Annotated in this window: 13 protein-coding genes and 1 tRNA gene; 8 read left to right on the top strand and 6 right to left on the bottom strand. The window is 56.4% G+C overall.

Going from position 1 to position 17,579, the window contains the following annotated elements; genetic code table 11:
• Window positions 1–181: 181 nt before the first annotated feature.
• Window positions 182–2,296, top strand: a complete 2,115-nt coding sequence (locus BIND_RS06005) for a TonB-dependent receptor (protein ID WP_050763916.1) — start codon at window positions 182–184, stop codon at window positions 2,294–2,296.
• Between the two features lie 95 nt (window positions 2,297–2,391).
• On the opposite strand, the gene BIND_RS06010 is transcribed toward BIND_RS06005, so the two are convergent.
• Entirely contained in the window at window positions 2,392–2,832 is a 441-nt protein-coding gene (locus BIND_RS06010) for a hypothetical protein (protein ID WP_012384183.1), read from the bottom strand.
• 473 nt (window positions 2,833–3,305) lie between these two features.
• Window positions 3,306–3,548, bottom strand: coding sequence for a hypothetical protein (locus BIND_RS06015; protein WP_012384184.1), 243 nt, complete (start codon window positions 3,546–3,548; stop codon window positions 3,306–3,308).
• Window positions 3,549–4,146: 598 nt separating this feature from the next.
• Here BIND_RS06015 and BIND_RS06020 point away from each other — a divergent pair.
• Window positions 4,147–5,181, top strand: coding sequence for an aspartate-semialdehyde dehydrogenase (locus tag BIND_RS06020; protein ID WP_012384185.1), 1,035 nt, complete (start codon window positions 4,147–4,149; stop codon window positions 5,179–5,181).
• A 109-nt stretch (window positions 5,182–5,290) separates the two neighbouring features.
• Here the strand turns inward: BIND_RS06020 and BIND_RS06025 are convergent, their stop codons facing one another.
• Window positions 5,291–6,019 carry a carbonic anhydrase gene (locus BIND_RS06025; protein WP_012384186.1) on the bottom strand — a complete coding sequence of 243 codons (729 nt, stop codon included), beginning with the start codon at window positions 6,017–6,019 and terminating at the stop codon, window positions 5,291–5,293.
• A 121-nt stretch (window positions 6,020–6,140) separates the two neighbouring features.
• Between BIND_RS06025 and BIND_RS06030 the strand changes: the two genes are divergently transcribed.
• The 5 genes from BIND_RS06030 to BIND_RS21820 all read left to right on the top strand — a co-directional run bounded on the left by BIND_RS06030 (window position 6,141) and on the right by BIND_RS21820 (window position 11,216).
• On the top strand, window positions 6,141–7,019 hold the full coding sequence (locus BIND_RS06030; RefSeq protein WP_012384187.1) for an HpcH/HpaI aldolase/citrate lyase family protein: 879 nt from the start codon (window positions 6,141–6,143) through the stop codon (window positions 7,017–7,019).
• Window positions 7,020–7,485: 466 nt separating this feature from the next.
• Entirely contained in the window at window positions 7,486–8,820 is a 1,335-nt protein-coding gene (locus BIND_RS06035) for a COG4223 family protein (RefSeq protein ID WP_012384188.1), read from the top strand.
• 122 nt (window positions 8,821–8,942) lie between these two features.
• Complete coding sequence (locus BIND_RS06040) at window positions 8,943–10,439, top strand: heme biosynthesis protein HemY (protein WP_050763917.1); 1,497 nt, start codon at window positions 8,943–8,945, stop codon at window positions 10,437–10,439.
• A gap of 117 nt (window positions 10,440–10,556) precedes the next feature.
• Window positions 10,557–10,632 (top strand) — tRNA-Thr (locus tag BIND_RS06045).
• A gap of 191 nt (window positions 10,633–10,823) precedes the next feature.
• The gene (locus BIND_RS21820; protein WP_202944767.1) at window positions 10,824–11,216 is read left to right on the top strand and encodes an MATE family efflux transporter; all 393 of its coding nucleotides are present in this window, start codon (window positions 10,824–10,826) and stop codon (window positions 11,214–11,216) included.
• A gap of 148 nt (window positions 11,217–11,364) precedes the next feature.
• On the opposite strand, the gene BIND_RS06055 is transcribed toward BIND_RS21820, so the two are convergent.
• Complete coding sequence (locus tag BIND_RS06055; protein WP_012384191.1) at window positions 11,365–12,777, bottom strand: mannose-1-phosphate guanylyltransferase/mannose-6-phosphate isomerase; 1,413 nt, start codon at window positions 12,775–12,777, stop codon at window positions 11,365–11,367.
• 326 nt (window positions 12,778–13,103) lie between these two features.
• Window positions 13,104–14,681 (bottom strand): peptide chain release factor 3, encoded by a 1,578-nt coding sequence (locus BIND_RS06060; protein ID WP_012384192.1) that lies wholly within the window; start codon window positions 14,679–14,681, stop codon window positions 13,104–13,106.
• Window positions 14,682–14,925: 244 nt separating this feature from the next.
• On the opposite strand from BIND_RS06060, the gene BIND_RS06065 reads away from it, so the two are divergent.
• On the top strand, window positions 14,926–15,762 hold the full coding sequence (locus BIND_RS06065; protein WP_012384193.1) for a DUF2189 domain-containing protein: 837 nt from the start codon (window positions 14,926–14,928) through the stop codon (window positions 15,760–15,762).
• A 91-nt stretch (window positions 15,763–15,853) separates the two neighbouring features.
• Here BIND_RS06065 and BIND_RS06070 read toward each other — a convergent pair whose 3' ends face one another.
• Entirely contained in the window at window positions 15,854–17,326 is a 1,473-nt protein-coding gene (locus BIND_RS06070) for a S10 family peptidase (protein ID WP_012384194.1), read from the bottom strand.
• Window positions 17,327–17,579: the final 253 nt, after the last annotated feature.

A 17,579-nucleotide genomic window follows, 5' to 3' on the forward strand; every position in this document is an offset into this window, starting at 1 on the left:
ATATCTTTATGGGAATGGTTTAATGAACAAATGGATTTATAGCGGGGTGCCACGGTGCGCCATGCGCGGCGAGGCGAATTTACGCTCTAAACAGGCATCAGGCGCGAGGTTTATGCCGGGAGCCAAGTCGTCGTGGTATAGCCTCGAAGTCTTAGCTTCATTTTTCTTGCTCTCTGATCCCGTGGCCGCACAGCAGGCCGGGACGCCGGTCCAATTGCAAGAAGTCGATGTGACGGCACAGGGGCAAGGCGCCTATGCATCCGAGGCCCGCTATCAGAACAAAACTGTCACTGTCGGGCCGCTCGGCGAGCGCTCGGTCCAGGACACACCTTTTTCGATTAATACGATTACACAGGATATGATCGTTAATACACAGGCGCGTGAACTCAATACGATCCTGACCTATCTTCCCTCAGTGCAAATTTCCAATCAGCAGGGCGGAGAGGTAACACGGCCACAGTCCCGCGGATTCTATGGTTCTGTCGTTCAGAATACGCGCCTTGATGGATTGAACATCATTGGTACTACGGCCATTCCGGTGGAAATATTGGACAATGTCCAGGTGCTGAACGGCATGGCCGGAGCGCTTTACGGACCGGCGGCGCCATCGGGGACATTCAGCTATACATTGAAACGGCCGACGGATGTGCCGCTTGCCCGCGCGCTCACCAGTTTCGACAGCCTTGGCGTCATGACGGGTTATGCCGATGTCAGCGCCCGCACGGGTCCGAACAATATGTTCGGTTACCGGTTCAATTTTAAACATGGGCAGGGCCAGAGCTACGTCGCCAACAGTTTCGTGGCCAATACGCTCTATAGCGGCAGTTTCGACGTTCACTTGACCGAACAGACGGTCGTGGAGCTCGACGCCTATCATTATCAAAGTCTGCAATATGGCTTGCCTGGCGCCTTTGTTTATGGAGGCAGTACGGGACAGAACCCCCTTTTGCCCGCCGCGATCGATCCCAAATTGGTCGGTTATGGACAACCGAATTACGGCACCAATCTCTCGACGGATTCCGGCGACATCAAAATCCGCCATGCGTTCAATAATGATTGGAGTTTGTTGGCCGGCGGTCTTTATCAAAATGCCAATCGCGGTCTTTCAGGCATTTCCAATACGCTGGCGAGTAACAATACAGGCAATTACACCACGACGGCAGGTTATACCGCTGCTTCGCGCTTCGATATTGGCAGCAATATGCTCTATATCAATGGGCATCTGAATACATGGGGCATCACTCATGATGTGACGATCGGAACAAACGGCTATATCAACGGCCAATATAACAATAAGAACAGCACCACTTTCATGGCGTCGTTGGGATCAGCCAGCATCGGTAATCCCATGCTTTTCGCCCCGAAGGCGATCGGTCCCACGGGCGGCCAGTATCTGGCGAGCCGTCTCTTCGAGCAGTCGATCATCGCGGCGGACACGATTCATTTCAATGATCAATGGTCGCTGCAAGGTGTGCTCAACTCGAGCTGGTTGTCGGTCGATAATTACAACGCTGCGGGAGTCAAAACGTCCCAAGACAGAGAAAACGGCGTTTTGAGCCCGACGGCGAGTGTCATGTTCAAGCCTATTGAGCAATTGACGACCTATTTCACTTTCGCTGATGGCGTGCAGCAGGGCGATACCGCCGCCTCCGGCTCAGTTAATTTTGGCCAGACGCTCGCGCCGTATCGCAGCTATCAATATGAACTCGGCGCCAAATATGCGGTGAATGAGAATTTTCTGCTGACCCTTGATGGGTTTCGGATGACTCGTCCGCTCGCTTATACGGATGCCGCGACGAAGCTCTTCCAGGTCCAGGGAGAACAACGCAATTGGGGCATCGAGTTTTTCGGCTCCGGAGCCATCACTCCCGAACTGAGTGCGGTTGGGGGTGTGACCTGGCTCGATCCGCGTCTTGAAGGAACGTCCTCCTATACGACCTCCGATAAATTGGTGATTGGTGTTCCGCATTGGACGTCTAATGTCTTTTTGGATTATCATCCCACTTGGTCGCAGGGCATCGCATTCACCTTGAATACGCGTTACGAGAGCGCAAGGGCTGCCACGACGACGAATAATTCCTGGGCTCCGGCCTATGCCACGCTCGATTTGGGCTTGCGTTATTCGACGAAAATTTATGGCTATAATTCCACGCTGCGCTTCCAGGTCGCCAATATTACCGATACCCGTTATTGGACCTCGCTTTTACTCGGAAGTATCAATGGCGTGGCTTCGACGAATACGGCGTGGATTGGTGCGCCTCGCACTTTCCAATTGACCTATGAAATGGACTTTTGATTGAGAGCGTTCTCTCAATGAGACGCCTTTGAAGCAAAAAGCCCTGATCCTCAGAGGATCAGGGCTTTTTTCAAGAGAAGCTACGCAGCGAACGATCAATCCTCGTCTGTAAAGCCGAACGGCTCACCAAGTTCTGCGGGCTGGCCAAGTTCACGAGGGGTCGCAAAACGCAGGATGTAGGCGTCACGTCCTGGCACCTGGAGAGGCGCTGGAATATTTTCATTACCGAAACGCGAGCGCTGGAAAGTCTGATCCGGCGTTCTGTTGAAGGTCGTGTTTGCGGTCACATAATTGTTCAAGCTGCCGACGGGAACGACGGGTCCGGGATCGAGAAAGCTACGCCGATTGACGGTCAAGGGCGGCCGTTCGCCGTGACGAGGGTATGCCTGCGCCTGGCGAACCGAATGTGCCGGCTTGTGATGGGCTTGGCGATGGTGGTGCGACCGTGTTTGTGAGGACGACGTCTCGGCCAAAGCACCGGATGTGGCAAACGCGGCGACCAATAAAGTCAGTATAAGCCTGGACGAACTACGCATTCGTGAATTTCCTTTTGTCTGCCATGGTACTCGGAACCCCTGGCTTGGACGCGACCCGGACACTCCTGGTGTTCGTCTTGGAGGAAGAAAGCTCCACTCCTCCATATAGTAACGGTTATTAAAAAGGAATAATCACACGCTGCTCTCGGATTTCAGCCATTTTCGTCAAAAGCGGAAATTCGGAGAAGGAATCAAGATGCTATACCCAAGTTTGCTTCATTATAGCACCACACCCGATACCGATTGAACCTTTTATGCCTCAATTTAGGAAAACAGGCCAAATTGATGTCAAAAGAGAGATTGTTTCGAGTTGGGTGATCTCAAGCATCATTGAACGAGTGTCCATTCCATAAGAGACACCGTCAAAAACAAAGCGCATTTCCCGATTCCGTGGAATGGGAAATGCGCCGCGATAGGAAAATAGCTGAAGCTAGTCTTCAGCCCCGGAACAATATTTGTTCCGGGGGCATGCCTTAATGGCGGTGTTCGGCTTTTTCACGTGCGCGCGAGGCGTCGTTACGGGCCTGAGCAGCGTCGTCTCGTTTACGCGCCGCATCTTCACGCGCATGCTCAGCGCTATCGCGGGCATGTTCCGCACCATTACGCGCATGTGCCGCCGCGGCCTCTGAACGGTCCTGTGCTGCCAGCGGAGCGGCGGAAAAGCCGAGGATTGCAAAAGCAAGGGCGGCGAGGGTCGATTTAGACGGATTAAGCATTCACATTTCCTTATAGGCGGGAACTCGCAAAGAGCCCGGCTCATACCCGAATTCCAGCGTCGTCTCCGAAATCCTAGCGTCGTCTTGATGACTCTCGCCGATCCGAAAGGTGAATCCAGCGGAAGTCGAGACCGATGCCAGAATCCTCTGCGACCCGGACATCACGCTTTTGTGGCGTGACACCCTTAATCTTGCTTTGCCAAACGAATATATTAAGGCGGCTGAGATAAAACAAAATTTAGGATAGGAAGAGCGGCTTGAATTCAAGCCGTTAGGGTATCAGCCTGCAAAAGTGGGACGCCACCGTTAGGCATCCATTCATTCGCACAGTAAATTTTACTTTTTGAGGTATGCTAGCTTCCGGCGATAATATCGACTGGCGAGAAAACAGATTATTAGAGCGGGAAGGGGACCGGATTTCTTATTCATCCGATCTTCTGAAAAAATTCCCTTTGACATCAAGGGTCATAGAGAATCACCGTGGACATTCTCTCATTTTCGCTTATGCCGTTGAAAAAGCGAAAATTGGAGAGCGGAACCGAGCGTCGCTGTTGCGACACTTAAATATTAGCGATCGCTTTGAGCGACGGAGAGAAGAATGGGGTTCAAGGTTGCTGTCGTCGGCGCTACCGGTAATGTCGGGCGTGAAATGCTCGATATTCTCGCGGAGCGTCAGTTTCCGGCCGATGAAGTCGTTGCACTGGCTTCCTCTCGTTCGATGGGAACGGAAGTCTCGTTCGGCGACAAAACCCTGAAATGTAAAACCCTGGACAATTACGATTTTACCGGCACGGATATTTGCCTGATGTCCGCCGGTGGCGCCGTTTCCAAGGAATGGTCGCCGAAAATTGGAGCCCAGGGGTGCATCGTCATCGATAATTCTTCCACCTGGCGCATGGACCCGGACGTTCCCTTGATCGTGCCGGAGGTCAATGCCGATGCGATTGGCGGGTTCACGAAAAAGAACATCATCGCCAATCCCAATTGCTCGACGGCGCAATTGGTCGTTGCGCTGAAGCCCTTGCACGACAAGGCCAAAATCCTGCGCGTCGTCGTCTCGACCTATCAATCCGTCTCTGGCGGCGGCAAAGAGGCCATGGACGAGCTTTTTGCTCAGACACGGGCGATTTTTGTCTCGGATCCGGTGGAGAGCAAGAAATTCCCCAAAAGAATCGCTTTCAATGTGATTCCGGAAATCGACGTCTTCATGGAGGACGGCTATACGAAGGAAGAATGGAAGATGGTGGTCGAGACGAAGAAAATTCTCGATCCGAAAATCAAGGTGACGGCCACTTGTGTCCGCGTGCCGGTGTTCATCGGCCATTCCGAGTCCGTGAATGTCGAATTCGAGCATCCGATCAGCGCCGACGAGGCCCGCGATATTTTGCGCGAGGCGCCGGGTTGTCTTGTCATCGATAAGAGGGAAAAAGGTGGCTACATAACGCCGCATGAGGCGGCGGGCGAGGATGCCACCTATATTTCCCGCATCCGGGAAGATCCGACGGTCGAAAACGGGCTCGTCTTCTGGTGCGTTTCGGACAATCTGCGCAAGGGTGCCGCCTTGAATGCCGTGCAGATCGCCGAGGTCCTGATCAACCGCAAGCTGATCGAGCCGAAACGTAAGGCGGCGTGAGGGAAAGAGACAGCGTAACGATTTCGCTGGCTTTCAGTAGATAAACCCAATCATCAAAGGCGCTCTTTCTTCGAGAAAGGGCGCCTCGCTTTTATCGATGCTCCATTTTTTAGAAACGGGGCTCAGCGAAAGCTTCGGCATGGATAGCCGAAGAGATGGCCACGAACCGTTCCTTGAGCGGATCGAAGACCCGCAGCACGGCATTCGCTATGTCGAAATAGGCACCGTGTAATTTTATGATGCCCCGCTCTTCCAAATTTTTGATCCAGGGGAAGGTGCGCAGGTTGATGAGGCTCTGGATAATGGATTCCAGCGCCAGATCTTCCACGTATTTTTCCAGGGGATCGCGTGCATGGCCAAGCCGCGCCGCCGCCGGTTCGATCAGGCTCATCCATTTGCCAATGAAGTCACCGGAGGATAAAGGCCTTTGGTAGGGATCGGCGTCGGCATGGGCGAAGTTCTTGATACCGCCGCAACGGGCATGACCCATGACGACAATATGCTCGATGCGCAGACCCATAATGCCGAATTCCAGAGCCGCCGATGTGCCATGCAGATCATTGTTCGGGTGATAGGGCGGCACCAGCGCCGCCACATTGCGGACCACGAAGATGTCGCCGTGATCGACATCGAAGATCACTTCCGGCGAAACACGCGAGTCGCAGCAGCCGATGAGCATCACGCGTGGTTTCTGGCCAGCCTCGGCCAAATGGCGGTAATGATCTCTTTCCTGCTTGAAACGACCGGTTAAGAAAGCCTCATAGCCTTCCACCAGATGCGGCGGCAGCAGGAGGCGGTTCGGGTCGTCGGAAGATGGGGGAGGAGTTAGGTCGGACATATCATCACTCTAGCATGCCGGCTGATCCGTGCCAATGGCACATCCCTTGCCGCGTCTGAGCCTATCCTCTTGTTTCATTTGTGCGTTGCAATAAAATGACGAGCATAATCGGAGGCTCTTCATGTCAATTCGACCCCGCCGGAGCATTCTCTATGTTCCAGGTGATAATGGGCGCGCCCTTGAAAAGGCGCGGGCGCTTGCGGCCGATGGCTTTATTCTCGACCTTGAGGATGCGGTGGCACCAGACGCTAAGCTCCTGGCTCGTCAATCCGTCGTCGCGGCGGTTGCTGAGAGGCGCTATGGCGCGCGGGAAACCATCGTTCGGATCAATGATTACAATACGCCTTGGGGGCGCGAAGATCTTGCCGCCGCCGCCGCCGCGGGGCCTGACGCCATCCTCATTCCGAAAGTGACCTGTCCCGGCGATATCATGCATGCCGCCAAGGATCTGCGCGAAGCTGGCGCGCCTGATCACACCGCGCTCTGGGCGATGATGGAAACGCCGATCGCCATGCTGAATGCGGATTCCATCCTGCGGACGGCGGCTGATCCGGCCTCGCGTTTGTCGGTCATCGTCATGGGTACGAATGATATCGCCAAGGAAACGAGGGCCCGCCTGACGCCGGGGCGCGCGTCGATCATGACCTGGCTCTCCACCTGTGTCGTCGCCGCGCGGGCCTATTCGGTTGAAATCATTGATGGTGTCTATAATGATTTTTCCGATGCGGCAGGATTCCGCCAGGAGTGTTTGCAGGGGCGCGATCTCGGCATGGATGGTAAATCCCTCATCCATCCGAACCAGATCGCCACCTGCAACGAGATCTTTGCGCCGCCCGCCGATGAAATTCTTTGGGCGAGTAAGGTCATCTCAGCTTTCTCCGCGCCGGAAAATGCGGAGAAAGGGGTCTTGCAGGTCGAAGGCCGCATGGTAGAGCGTCTACATGCGGAAATGGCGCGTCGGACCATGCAAATCGCCGAGGCCATCGCGGCCTTGGCGTGATGAAAAGCGAGTAATTAAGCGTGACCACGAGAGTTTGAGTTGGGCGAAGGCCCGAAATATGGCATTGGGGCCAAGATCTGGATGGTTCGTGCAAATGTTGAATTTGCCACAACCGGGTCGAAATGCAGAGGCAGCCTGTTCGGCAATGCACATGCAAAGGCCTGGGATTCCCATTAAAACATAAGACGATCAGCCTATCATGGTCCTGCTCGGGGCGATTCGAGGTGGGATACCAAGTGTCGCAAGGAGTGATGCTTGGTTCATTCTCGCCTTTTCGCCCCTTTGCGGGACAAGTGAAAAGTCGAGAGCGTTCCTTTGATCGTGCTACAGGGCGGTTATAAGTCGTGCGATCATCGGAATTGATGCCGATAGGGGCCAATGCTTTGCTGATCATGCGGCGAAGCATGTGGGAAAACCAGGCGCCTCAGCTTGGCTCGATCTTGTCAATCTTGGAGAGGATGCGGCAATGGCCGATGAGAATGGCGAGAGAGCGGAGGAACAACCGCTGGCGTCCGGCACGGGCCGAGCCTTGCAACGGACCCCGCCGATAATTGAGGCCAAGGCGGAAGAGAATAGTGCCGAGGAGGGTCTCCCTAAAGAGCCTCTCTTTCGGGATGATCCGGAGGTGGCCGCCAAAAGGAGTCCCTGGCGCAATTTCTGGCCGGTTCTCATGGCGATTCTCGTCGGTGCCGTCATAGCCGTGGCTGGTGAATGGGCCTTGCAGACGTTCTATCGGCCTGAATCATCCTCGCTGATCCAGGCCGATAGTGACTTCCAGGGCCTCAAGGCGCGCCTCGCTGAACTCGAGAGCGGAATCCGCCTGTCCCAACGGACACAGCAAGAAGGCCTCGCTGCCGTGCAGGAAGGGCTGGGCCGGATCGACCAGTTCGATCGGCGTTTGAGCACGACCGAGAATAATCTCCAGGCGCAAACCGACACCTTGAACCAGGTGCAGGAAACACAGCGCGGCGCTCAGCCATCCGATCGGACAGCGGAGCCGGCCGAGAAACCCGATCCATTCGCGGCTGAGCGCGAACAAATTGATCTGATCGACAAGCGCGTGAGTTCGATCGAGGATGATGTGACGCGCCTGCGCGAGGAAGAACATAAAGCGCAACAGGCGACGAATGCCGCCCTGCAAGCGCAAGATCCGCGCCCCTATGACGACCGTCTAAGCCTGCTCGAACAGCAGATTGCCTCCCTGCAACAGAGCGTGGCGCAATCCAAAGTCGATATCAGACTGTTGCGCGACGCCCAGGCGGAAAACGCTGACAATCGTCGCAAAAAGTCGGAAAGCTTGGCGATCCTTGGCGGCAGCCTGGTCGAGAAAGTCTTCCGCGGTGCGCCTTATCTCGACGAGATCGAGGCGCTCGATGGACTTGGCGCCGATAAGGCGAAATTGGCCGCGCTGCAGCCCAATGCCAGCACGGGCGTTGCGAGCTTGCGGGGTCTGCGTGATCAGTTCGCGGCTTTGTCGAAATCTCTCGTAGTTCCGCCACCGGCAAATGCCGAGGAAGGGTTTTTGGCTCGGATCGAACGGGACGCGGCGAGTCTTGTGCGCGTCAAGCGTCTTGATGCGACCGGCACGAAGGATCTTCCAGATCAGATTGGCGCCATCGAATCCGCGCTCGCGCGTGACGAGCTCGATGATGCCTTGACCTTATGGAATGGGCTGCCGGCGGAAGCCAAGGCGAAATCCGCTGCCTTTGCCAAGGCCTTGCAGACCCGGCTCGATGCCTTGCGTGATGCGAGGGCGATCGAGGCCAATGCCTTGCAGGCTCTCGGACGGCAGAAATCGTGAGCCCGTCTCACTGTATTATGTTCGGAGGAACCAGCGTTTTACTGTTTCCTCTGAAAATATTTCCTTCTTTTCATCCTTAGGTCCTTCTGATCAGCCCTTTGGGCGGGTGTTGGAAGGACCTCATGAGTGGAACCGGCATGCTGCGTGTCCTCCTTTTTCTATGCCTGATCGCTGCCTTGGCCCTGGGGGCCGCTTGGATCGGCGAGCAGCCCGGACATTTCCTGATGACCTGGCAGGGATATCAGGTGGAAACGTCGGCTCCGGTGGCGATCACTTTGCTCGGCGTCAGCGCGGCTATTCTGGCTTTGGCGCTGTGGCTCCTTGTGACAATCTTGAACCTGCCCAAAACCTTTGCGCGCTGGCGGGAGACACGCCTGAAAAACAAGGGTTATGCGGCTTTGTCACGCGGGATCGTGGCGGCGGGCGCGGGGGATACGCACGTCGCCAATAAAGCGGCGCTGGATGCCCAAAAATATTTGCCGAAAGATCCCCTGGTTCTGGTCCTTGAGGCGCAGGCGGCCCAATTGGCTGGGGATCGCTCGCGGGCGCAAGACGCCTTCCGCCTGATGGGAGAGCGGCCGGAAATGCGTCTTCTGGGCTTGCGCGGCCTTTACGCCGAAGCCTTGCGGAATGACGACAGCGAGGCGGCTTATCATTTCGCCCATGAAGCGCATAAGGTGCACCCGTTGCCCTGGTCCGCCAAGGCTGTGCTCGATGAACATATTCGCGCACAGGATTGGGAAGGCGCTTTCGGTATTTTGGGTAAGCAGATCAATGCGCAACTCGTCGACAAGGCGACGGGCGAGCGTCAATGCGCGATTCTCGAGACCGCCATGGCGCAAGAAAAAGAGCTTTCGGCGCCGGATGAGGCTTTGCGCCTCGGCCGCCAGGCTTTGAAACACGCGCCCGATCTCGTGCCGGCCATTGTGCTGGTCGCGCATTTGTGGGGACGCAAGAATGATGTTCGCAGGGCGGCAAAGCTGATCGAGAGAGAATGGCCGAACATCCAGCATCCCGATATTGCCTTGGCCTATCTCGATCTGCGGCCCGGTGATTCCAACATGGATCGCCTGCGGCGTGCGCAACGATTAGCACGGCTGGCACCGGGATCAGCGGAAAGCCGCCTAAGCGTGGCGGGTGCGGCCATAGCCGCGCGTCAGTTCGCCCTTGCGCGGGAAACCATGCGGGAATTGCTCGCCAAGGAAAAGACACCGACCGTCAGAATGTGCCAATTGATGGCCGAGCTTGAGGAAACCGAGAGTGGTTTCTCAGGAAGCGTCCGTGAATGGCTGGCCAAAGCTTCCCGCGCACCGCGTGACGAAACCTGGGTCGCCGATGGATTCGTCTCTCCAAAATGGCTTCCTGCCTCTCCGGTCACGGGTCAATTGGATGCTTTCCGCTGGCAAAGACCTGTCGAACGCCTGGTCGTGACCCTGGATAATGCGGAAGCCGTCGAGGAGACGGCTCTGTTGCTCTCCGAAGAAGAGAAACACGGGGCGGACACGAGCAAGAAAGCGGCCGTTCAGGAAATATTGCCACCCGCTGAGGCATCAACTCAGCCAAAGACCATCGAAGTTGAACCGCTTGCGTCCTCGATCCCGGCCGCGAACAAAATTTGACGATTGCTTTGCATGAGGGAAAGAGCAGGTTTGGACAAGGCTTCTGTTGCCAATCAGGTCCAAGCTGGCTATGAGAAAGAGGAACAACGATTCCGTTTTCACGCCATTCCTGGTTATGCCGCAATAGCTCAGCTGGTAGAGCACCTCATTCGTAATGAGGGGGTCGGGGGTTCGAATCCCTCTTGCGGCACCATTGAAAACCAAAAATAACCACCATTTCATTTTGGGTGGTGACATCCTGAGGAATCCGGCCACTTCCCTATTTCTACGTCCGTCTGCATGAGCCAGGTCGCGGCAGTGTGGCGGAGGACGTGCCGCGTCACTTTTCCATTTGAGCTGTCGAGTTTCAATAATTTCGATGGCATTTCCCGCCAGGCGCGCAGGGTGAAGGTGAATAAAACCCAATGGCGTGCGGCTAAGGAAGAGCGTGAGGTGAGCAAGATCAGGGATGAGCAAACCAAGCTGACCGCGACCTATCTCAACAGCTTGGCCGTGACGGTCTTCGCAGTTGGTGGCTTGGCGCCGATCGTCGCAACTCTCAATGATCTTGGTGCTCGGCCCCATCCTTTTCCGCTGATCGTGGGCGGTTTTTGCATTTTGGCCAGTGGCGCCCATACATTATGCAGCGAGAGTGGTTCTCAAAGGTCTATCGCCATGAACGGCTATCAAATCGCTGCCCTTCTCATTACGCCGATCGGTGGCCTTCTCCTCGCGGCTTGGGCCTATTGGCTAACCCGTCATGATCGGGAAGGCCACAATCACCATCCGGCAGAGTAAATCAAGGCGACGAATTTGTCGGATTGATCGAGAACAGCCAGCCTGCTGCAAACGCAACTGCGGTGATAGGTTTGGCGCAGTAAAAAAAGCGGCCATCCCTTAGTCAGGAATGGCCGCTTTTCATTTTATCTTGTGTTCCGCTTTCTTCTCAATTGCGGTTGTAAACGTCCTGCAGGCGGACGATATCGTCCTCGCCGAGATAAGAGCCCGTCTGGACCTCGATCAGCTCGAGATTGATGCGGCCGGGATTGACCAGGCGATGGACCGAGCCGATCGGCAGGTAGATCGATTCATTTTCATGGACGAGATGGATCTCGTTGTCGCGGGTGACTTCTGCTGTACCCTGAACGACGATCCAATGTTCGGCGCGGTGAAAATGTTTCTGCAGGGAAAGGCGCTGGCCAGGCTTGACCACGATGCGCTTGACCTGATGGCGCGCGCCGGAATCGACTGATTGATAATAGCCCCAGGGCCGGTAGGACTTTTTATGTTCCAGGGCCTCGGTCCGCTTTTCTTCCTTCAACCGGTCGACGAGCTGCTTGACCCGGTCGCCATGTTTGGCGTCGAGCACCAGGACGGCATCTTGCGTCGTCACCACGATGACATCATCGACGCCGACGACCGTGGTCAAATGCCCGTCCGAGCGGACATGAACGTTTGACGCATCGAGAATGAGACCATTGCCGCGGATCGAATTATTCTTCTCGTCGCGGTCGGACAATTCCCAAACGCTCGACCAATTGCCGACATCCGACCAGCCGATATCGGCTGGCACGACGGCGGCCTTGGTGGTTTTTTCCATGACTGCATAGTCGATGGATTTTTTCGGCGCCTTGGCGAAGGCCTCGCCATCGAGCAGAGTGAAATTCATGTCCTTCTTCGAATGGGCCACAGCTTCGATCGCGGCTTCCGCGATCTGGGGCTCGAAAGCCTGCAATTCGGAGAGCATCACATCGGCGCGGAAGATGAAATTACCGGAATTCCAGAGATAGTTTTCGGTGATATAGCGCTCGGCCGTGGGCAGGTCGGGCTTTTCGACAAAGGCTTCCACCTTCAGGGCCGTTCCATCGGGGACGACGGCCTTGCCCGTCTTGATATAGCCATAGCCCGTTGCCGGCGCGGTCGGCTTGATGCCGAGCGTCACAATATAACCTTCGGCTGCGGCGACCGCGGCATGTTGACACAGGGTGACGAAACCTTTCTTATCCTGCACGACATGGTCGGCGGCAAGAACGGCCACAACGGTTTCGGGCGCGATGAGATTGGCGAGCTCCGCAGCGACCGCCACGGCTGGACCGGAATCACGCCGGCAGGGTTCCAGGACGATTTGAGCTTCCTTGTTGATCTGCGCCAATTGCTCGGACACGAGGAAGCGGTAATCGTGATTGGAAATGACGATCGGTGTCTCGAAAATTGGGTCGGACACGATCTCGATCACGGACTGGAAAGTGGAGGTCGTTCCGACCAGCGAAATGAATTGTTTGGGCAGGCTTTCCCGCGATTCTGGCCAGACCCTGGTCCCGGAGCCGCCACACATGATGATGGGAAGAATTTTCACCATTGCTAACCCCCGTTGATCCTCAAAGGAAAGTGCGGCCAAGGTTTATCTGTGATCAGAATTGAGAATAAACCTCTGCAAATCATCGATCTCCTCGTGCAGGATACATGACTTGCCAGCGAAGAAGCCAGCCTGCCGATCAAGATCGGCCGACCATATTGACAATTTTAGACGCTGCATAGCACGAATTCACGCGATATAACGCAATTATCAATCCGATTGCACTTCCGATTGCACTTGGCGGCCGCGCGTTTGAAGCCTTCAACCTATGAAATAAAGTGTCTGTGATAAGGATAGACCTGTTTCGAGTCGTTTTTATGGATCCGGTGTCAGGCTGATTTTTGATAATCCTTGATGTCCGAAAAGACGATGCCAGGCGCCCGGTCCTGTTCGTAACGCAGATCCCAGGCCGAAGTGGCCATGAAGACGGGCGCATTATCGAGATCGACCGCCATGGAAGAAGCATGGGCGCGGATGAATTGATCGAGGTCGCTCGCCGTCGCGGCCGTGATCCAGCGGCACAGTTCGAAACGGGACGTCTCGAAACTCACGGACAGCCCATATTCCGCTTCAAGCCGCTCGGCGAGGACGTCGAGCTGCAAGGCGCCGACCACGCCGACCATGGCGCCGGAGCCGTCATTCGGCAGGAATAATTGGACAACGCCTTCCTCGGCCATTTGCCCCAGGGCCTCGCGCAATTTCTTGGCCTTCATGGCATCGCCGATCTTGACGCGGCGCAGGATTTCCGGCGCGAAACTCGGCACACCGCGAAAGACCAGATCTTCGCCTTCGGTTAAAGTGTCGCCGATCCTGAGTGTCCCGTGGTTCGGAATGCCTACGACATCGCCCGGATAGGCTTCCTCGGCGAGCTGGCGATCCTGGGCGAAGAAGAATTGCGGCGCGTTGAGGGCAATCATCTTGCCGGTGCGCACGAGCTTGGCCTTCATGCCGCGCTTCAGTTTGCCGGAACAGACCCGCATGAAAGCGATCCGATCGCGATGGTTCGGATCCATATTCGCTTGAATCTTGAAAACGAAGCCGCTCATTTTGGCTTCATGCGCGTCGACGTGGCGCGACTGAGCCTCGAGCCCATGGGGCGGCGGTGCGAAATCCGCCAAAGCGTCGATCAGGTCGCGAACGCCGAAATTGCGCAAGGCGCTGCCGAAAAAGACCGGCGTCAGATGACCTTCCAGAAAACTCTTGCGATCGAAGGGTTTCAGCGCCTCGCGGGCCAGCGCGATCTGGTCGCGGGTCTCGGCGAGATCGGCTGGAGACAAGAGCCCGGCGATAAGCGGATCATCCGGCCCTTCAACATGGAGCGGCTCGCTGTCACGATCAAGCCGGCGCACAATATTGCGCTGCAGGTCGAATGTGCCAGCAAAGCCGCGGCCATGGCCAAGCGGCCAGGTGATGGGCGCGACATCGAGCGCCAGCGTCTTTTCGATTTCGTCGAGCAGATCGAAGGGATCGCGGATCTCGCGATCGAGCTTGTTGATAAAGGTCAGGATCGGGATGTCGCGCAGGCGGCAGACCTCGAAAAGCTTGCGGGTGCGCGCTTCGATGCCCTTCGCGGCGTCGATCACCATGATCGCCGAATCCACGGCGGTCAGAGTCCGGTAGGTATCCTCGGAAAAGTCTTCGTGGCCCGGTGTGTCGAGCAGATTATAGACGCAATCGCCATATTCGAAGGTCATGACCGAGGTCACGACCGAAATGCCGCGTTCGCGCTCGATCCCCATCCAGTCGGAACGGGTCTGCCGCCGATTGGCCTTGGCGCGCACTTCGCCGGCGAGCTGAATCGCGCCGCCGAAGAGCAGAAGCTTTTCGGTCAGCGTGGTCTTGCCCGCGTCGGGGTGGGAGATAATGGCGAACGTACGCCGCCGGTCGACTGGATCTTGTGCCTTCATGCGGCTCTCTCGTCGCAAGGGGCGGCGCCGATGTCAATCGTCTGCTTTGCCATCATCGTCATTGGGAACCGGGCTTCGCGCAACGGCGTTGATGAAGGTGTGGGTGCATGGTTCTCCCAAGGCTCAATCCGTCAAGGCAGGGACCCGCTTAAGGCCCCGTCATTTGGATGCCAAAACAAGGCCGGGAGAGCGACGTTCGTTTGATTGAGCGAGGCTTGATCGAACGGCTATTGGGAGGACATTCATGTCGAGTTTTACTGATTTCCATCTTATCCGAGGGGCTGGGACAGTGTCCCAGCCTGTTGTCCGCCGCATTGGATTCCATGACCTGCGCGAGGCTTTGGCCGAAGGAATCGACGATTTCTGGGCAATGCCGTCGCAGATTGTCTTTATTGGCCTTCTTTATCCGATAGTCGGGATCATCCTCGGCGTTGCGACCTCGGAGAGAAATGTCCTGCAGCTTCTTTATCCATTGCTGACGGGCTTTGCCCTGGTCGGCCCGTTTCTGGCGATCGGACTCTATGAAATGAGCCGCCGGCGGGAGGCGGGACTCGATACCTCCTGGCGTCATGCGTTCGAGGTGTTCCGTTCCCCATCCCTGCCGGCCATTCTGGCACTCGGTATCGTGCTGATGGGGCTGTTTCTCTTCTGGCTGGTGGCCGCGGAAACGCTCTATGAGGGGCTGTTCGGATATAAGGCGCCCACAAACTATTTTCGCTTTCTGTCCGATGTTTTCTCGACCCCCGAGGGGCGCTCCCTGCTGATCCAGGGCAATGCCATCGGCTTCGTCTTCGCGGTTATCGCCTTCAGCATCAGCGTCGTTTCTTTTCCTCTCCTGCTCGATCGTGATGTCGGCGCCGCCGTGGCGGTCCAGACGTCCGTCAAGGCTGTCGCGAAGAACCCGATCGTGATGGCGGCCTGGGCGGTGATCGTGGGCTTGCTGCTGGCGCTCGGCACGGCGATTTTGTTCTTCGGCCTGGCGATCGTCATGCCGGTCCTTGCACACGCGACCTGGCATCTCTACCGCCATGTGGTCGAACCGGCGGCACCGCAGGAGACCAATCCGCATCATACAAGGTGAGAGGCCGGCGCCTTCTATAGGCGAGGGCAGGATTCCTCGTCCGATCCAATCAATTGAACCCGGAAGTGTCGCGTTTCCGGGTTCAATCGTTTCAATTCGTGATCAGTTCGCGAAAATCTTCCACCAGAGCCGCAAGGCAGGCCTCGTTCACATACATCATGTGGCCGGCCTCGTAATAGCGCATGCGGATGCGGTCAGCATCGATCCCATTGCCAGCAATGGTGTTTTCCACGGCGAAGAAGGGCGTCGCGAGATCAAAAAGGCCGTTGGCCATCAGGATTTTAAGGCTTGGACATTCGCGTTGCAGACGGCCGAGCTCGGGGGCTACATTGATATAGCCTGGCCAGGAGGAAACTTCTTTCTCCTGCGTTGAAGTCCATTTCCATTTCTTCAGCGCATCCATCGAGAAGACGATATAGGGCTCGTCGAGTTCAACTTCGAGCACGCGGCCGAGATAATCCTGCATGGCCGTTGTGTAGGCGCCCTTGACGGCATAAGCGGCCGGATCGTCATCCGGCGTTTCGCCCACATTATCATAATCAAGGCCGCAATAGCGTGTATCGAAACGCCCGACCGTCAGGCCTTGATCGCGCAAAAGCTCCTTGCGATAGCGCGATGGCGACAGGCGCAAATGGGCGCGTTCGATCCAGGCCTCGGCAAGGCCCGTATAACGCGCGAGCTGGAGCGCGATTTCTTTTCGCCGTTCGGGTGCGAGCCTGTTTCCGGCGAGCAGCGCCGGGGCATAATCCTCGATGGCGAAGCGGCGGACCTCATCCAGAAAGGCCTCGCGATCGCTCGGGGCGGGGTCGATCCGGCTATGATGCAGGGCCGTCGCCGCATAGGTCGGCAGATAGCTGACATCCGGCAGAATATTGCCTTTTTCGAAATTGGCTGTGTGGAAATCGAGAATGACCGAGATCAGCGCCAGCCCATTGAAGGCGACGCCGGCGAGACCGCCGTGCAGCTTGCCGGCGGTGAGCACCGACCGTGTCGTGCCATAGCTCTCGCCGCCGAGATAGCGCGGGGAGGCCCAGCGCTTATGATCCGTCAGAAATTGCTTGATAAATTCGGCGATGAGGGTGGCATCTTCCTCAAGACCCCAGAAATCCTCGGGTTTGGCCTCGCCGAGCGGGCGCGAAAAGCCGGTCCCGACCGGATCGATGAAGACCAGATCGGTGAGATCGAGGCAGCATGCGGGATTGTCCTGAAGAGGGTAGGGCGGACCCTTGGCAAAGGCGCCATCACCTGGCACCAGGACACGCTTGGGGCCGAAAGCCCCCATATGCAGCCAAAGCGAAGCCGAGCCGGGACCACCATTGAACAGAAAGGTGATCGGTCGCAGGGAAGGATCGCCCGTCTCCTCGGCAAGATAAGCGAAGCTGAACAGACTGGCTTTGGGTTTGCCGTTTTTATCCTTGAGATGCGTTTCCCCGGCAATGGCCTGATAGGCGACGGGCCGCCCGTGAAAATGACCTTCGTGCCGAGTGATGAACTGTTTCGGCTTTTCAATGGGTTTTGAGTCCACGGGCTTGTCGGATGGAGGAGGGGATTGTTCGGCGGGCATGGGAACCTTGATCGAGTACAAGGGGAAGGGACGTCGCCGTCCAGTATCCACCCTCATTGAAGCGCGCACGTCGCGCTTCAATGAGGACAAGTGGATACGGTTTTAAAAGGGACGGATCGAGAATCTGTGATTCTCGATCCTAGTATGAGCCTTCACGTACGAAAGGCGCAACGAGGACGAGCGAAAGAGCGTCGCTGTTTGACGACTTTTGATAGTATAACAAAGCTGACATACGCGACCGCAAGACGTTTCC

It is taken from the genome of Beijerinckia indica subsp. indica ATCC 9039 (assembly GCF_000019845.1).
In the GTDB taxonomy this organism is placed as follows: domain Bacteria; phylum Pseudomonadota; class Alphaproteobacteria; order Rhizobiales; family Beijerinckiaceae; genus Beijerinckia; species Beijerinckia indica.

Bases quoted from the DNA above. Each gene is read 5' to 3' on its own strand.
- BIND_RS06055 (WP_012384191.1), bottom strand. From the start codon at position 12,777: ATGGTGAAAATTCTTCCCATCATCATGTGTGGCGGCTCCGGGACCAGG.
- BIND_RS06035 (WP_012384188.1), top strand. From the start codon at position 7,486: ATGGCCGATGAGAATGGCGAGAGAGCGGAGGAACAACCGCTGGCGTCC.
- BIND_RS06070 (WP_012384194.1), bottom strand. From the start codon at position 17,326: ATGCCCGCCGAACAATCCCCTCCTCCATCCGACAAGCCCGTGGACTCA.
- BIND_RS06010 (WP_012384183.1), bottom strand. From the start codon at position 2,832: ATGCGTAGTTCGTCCAGGCTTATACTGACTTTATTGGTCGCCGCGTTT.
- BIND_RS06065 (WP_012384193.1), top strand. From the start codon at position 14,926: ATGTCGAGTTTTACTGATTTCCATCTTATCCGAGGGGCTGGGACAGTG.
- BIND_RS06040 (WP_050763917.1), top strand. From the start codon at position 8,943: ATGAGTGGAACCGGCATGCTGCGTGTCCTCCTTTTTCTATGCCTGATC.
- BIND_RS06025 (WP_012384186.1), bottom strand. From the start codon at position 6,019: ATGTCCGACCTAACTCCTCCCCCATCTTCCGACGACCCGAACCGCCTC.
- BIND_RS06015 (WP_012384184.1), bottom strand. From the start codon at position 3,548: ATGCTTAATCCGTCTAAATCGACCCTCGCCGCCCTTGCTTTTGCAATC.
- BIND_RS06060 (WP_012384192.1), bottom strand. From the start codon at position 14,681: ATGAAGGCACAAGATCCAGTCGACCGGCGGCGTACGTTCGCCATTATC.
- BIND_RS06030 (WP_012384187.1), top strand. From the start codon at position 6,141: ATGTCAATTCGACCCCGCCGGAGCATTCTCTATGTTCCAGGTGATAAT.
- BIND_RS06020 (WP_012384185.1), top strand. From the start codon at position 4,147: ATGGGGTTCAAGGTTGCTGTCGTCGGCGCTACCGGTAATGTCGGGCGT.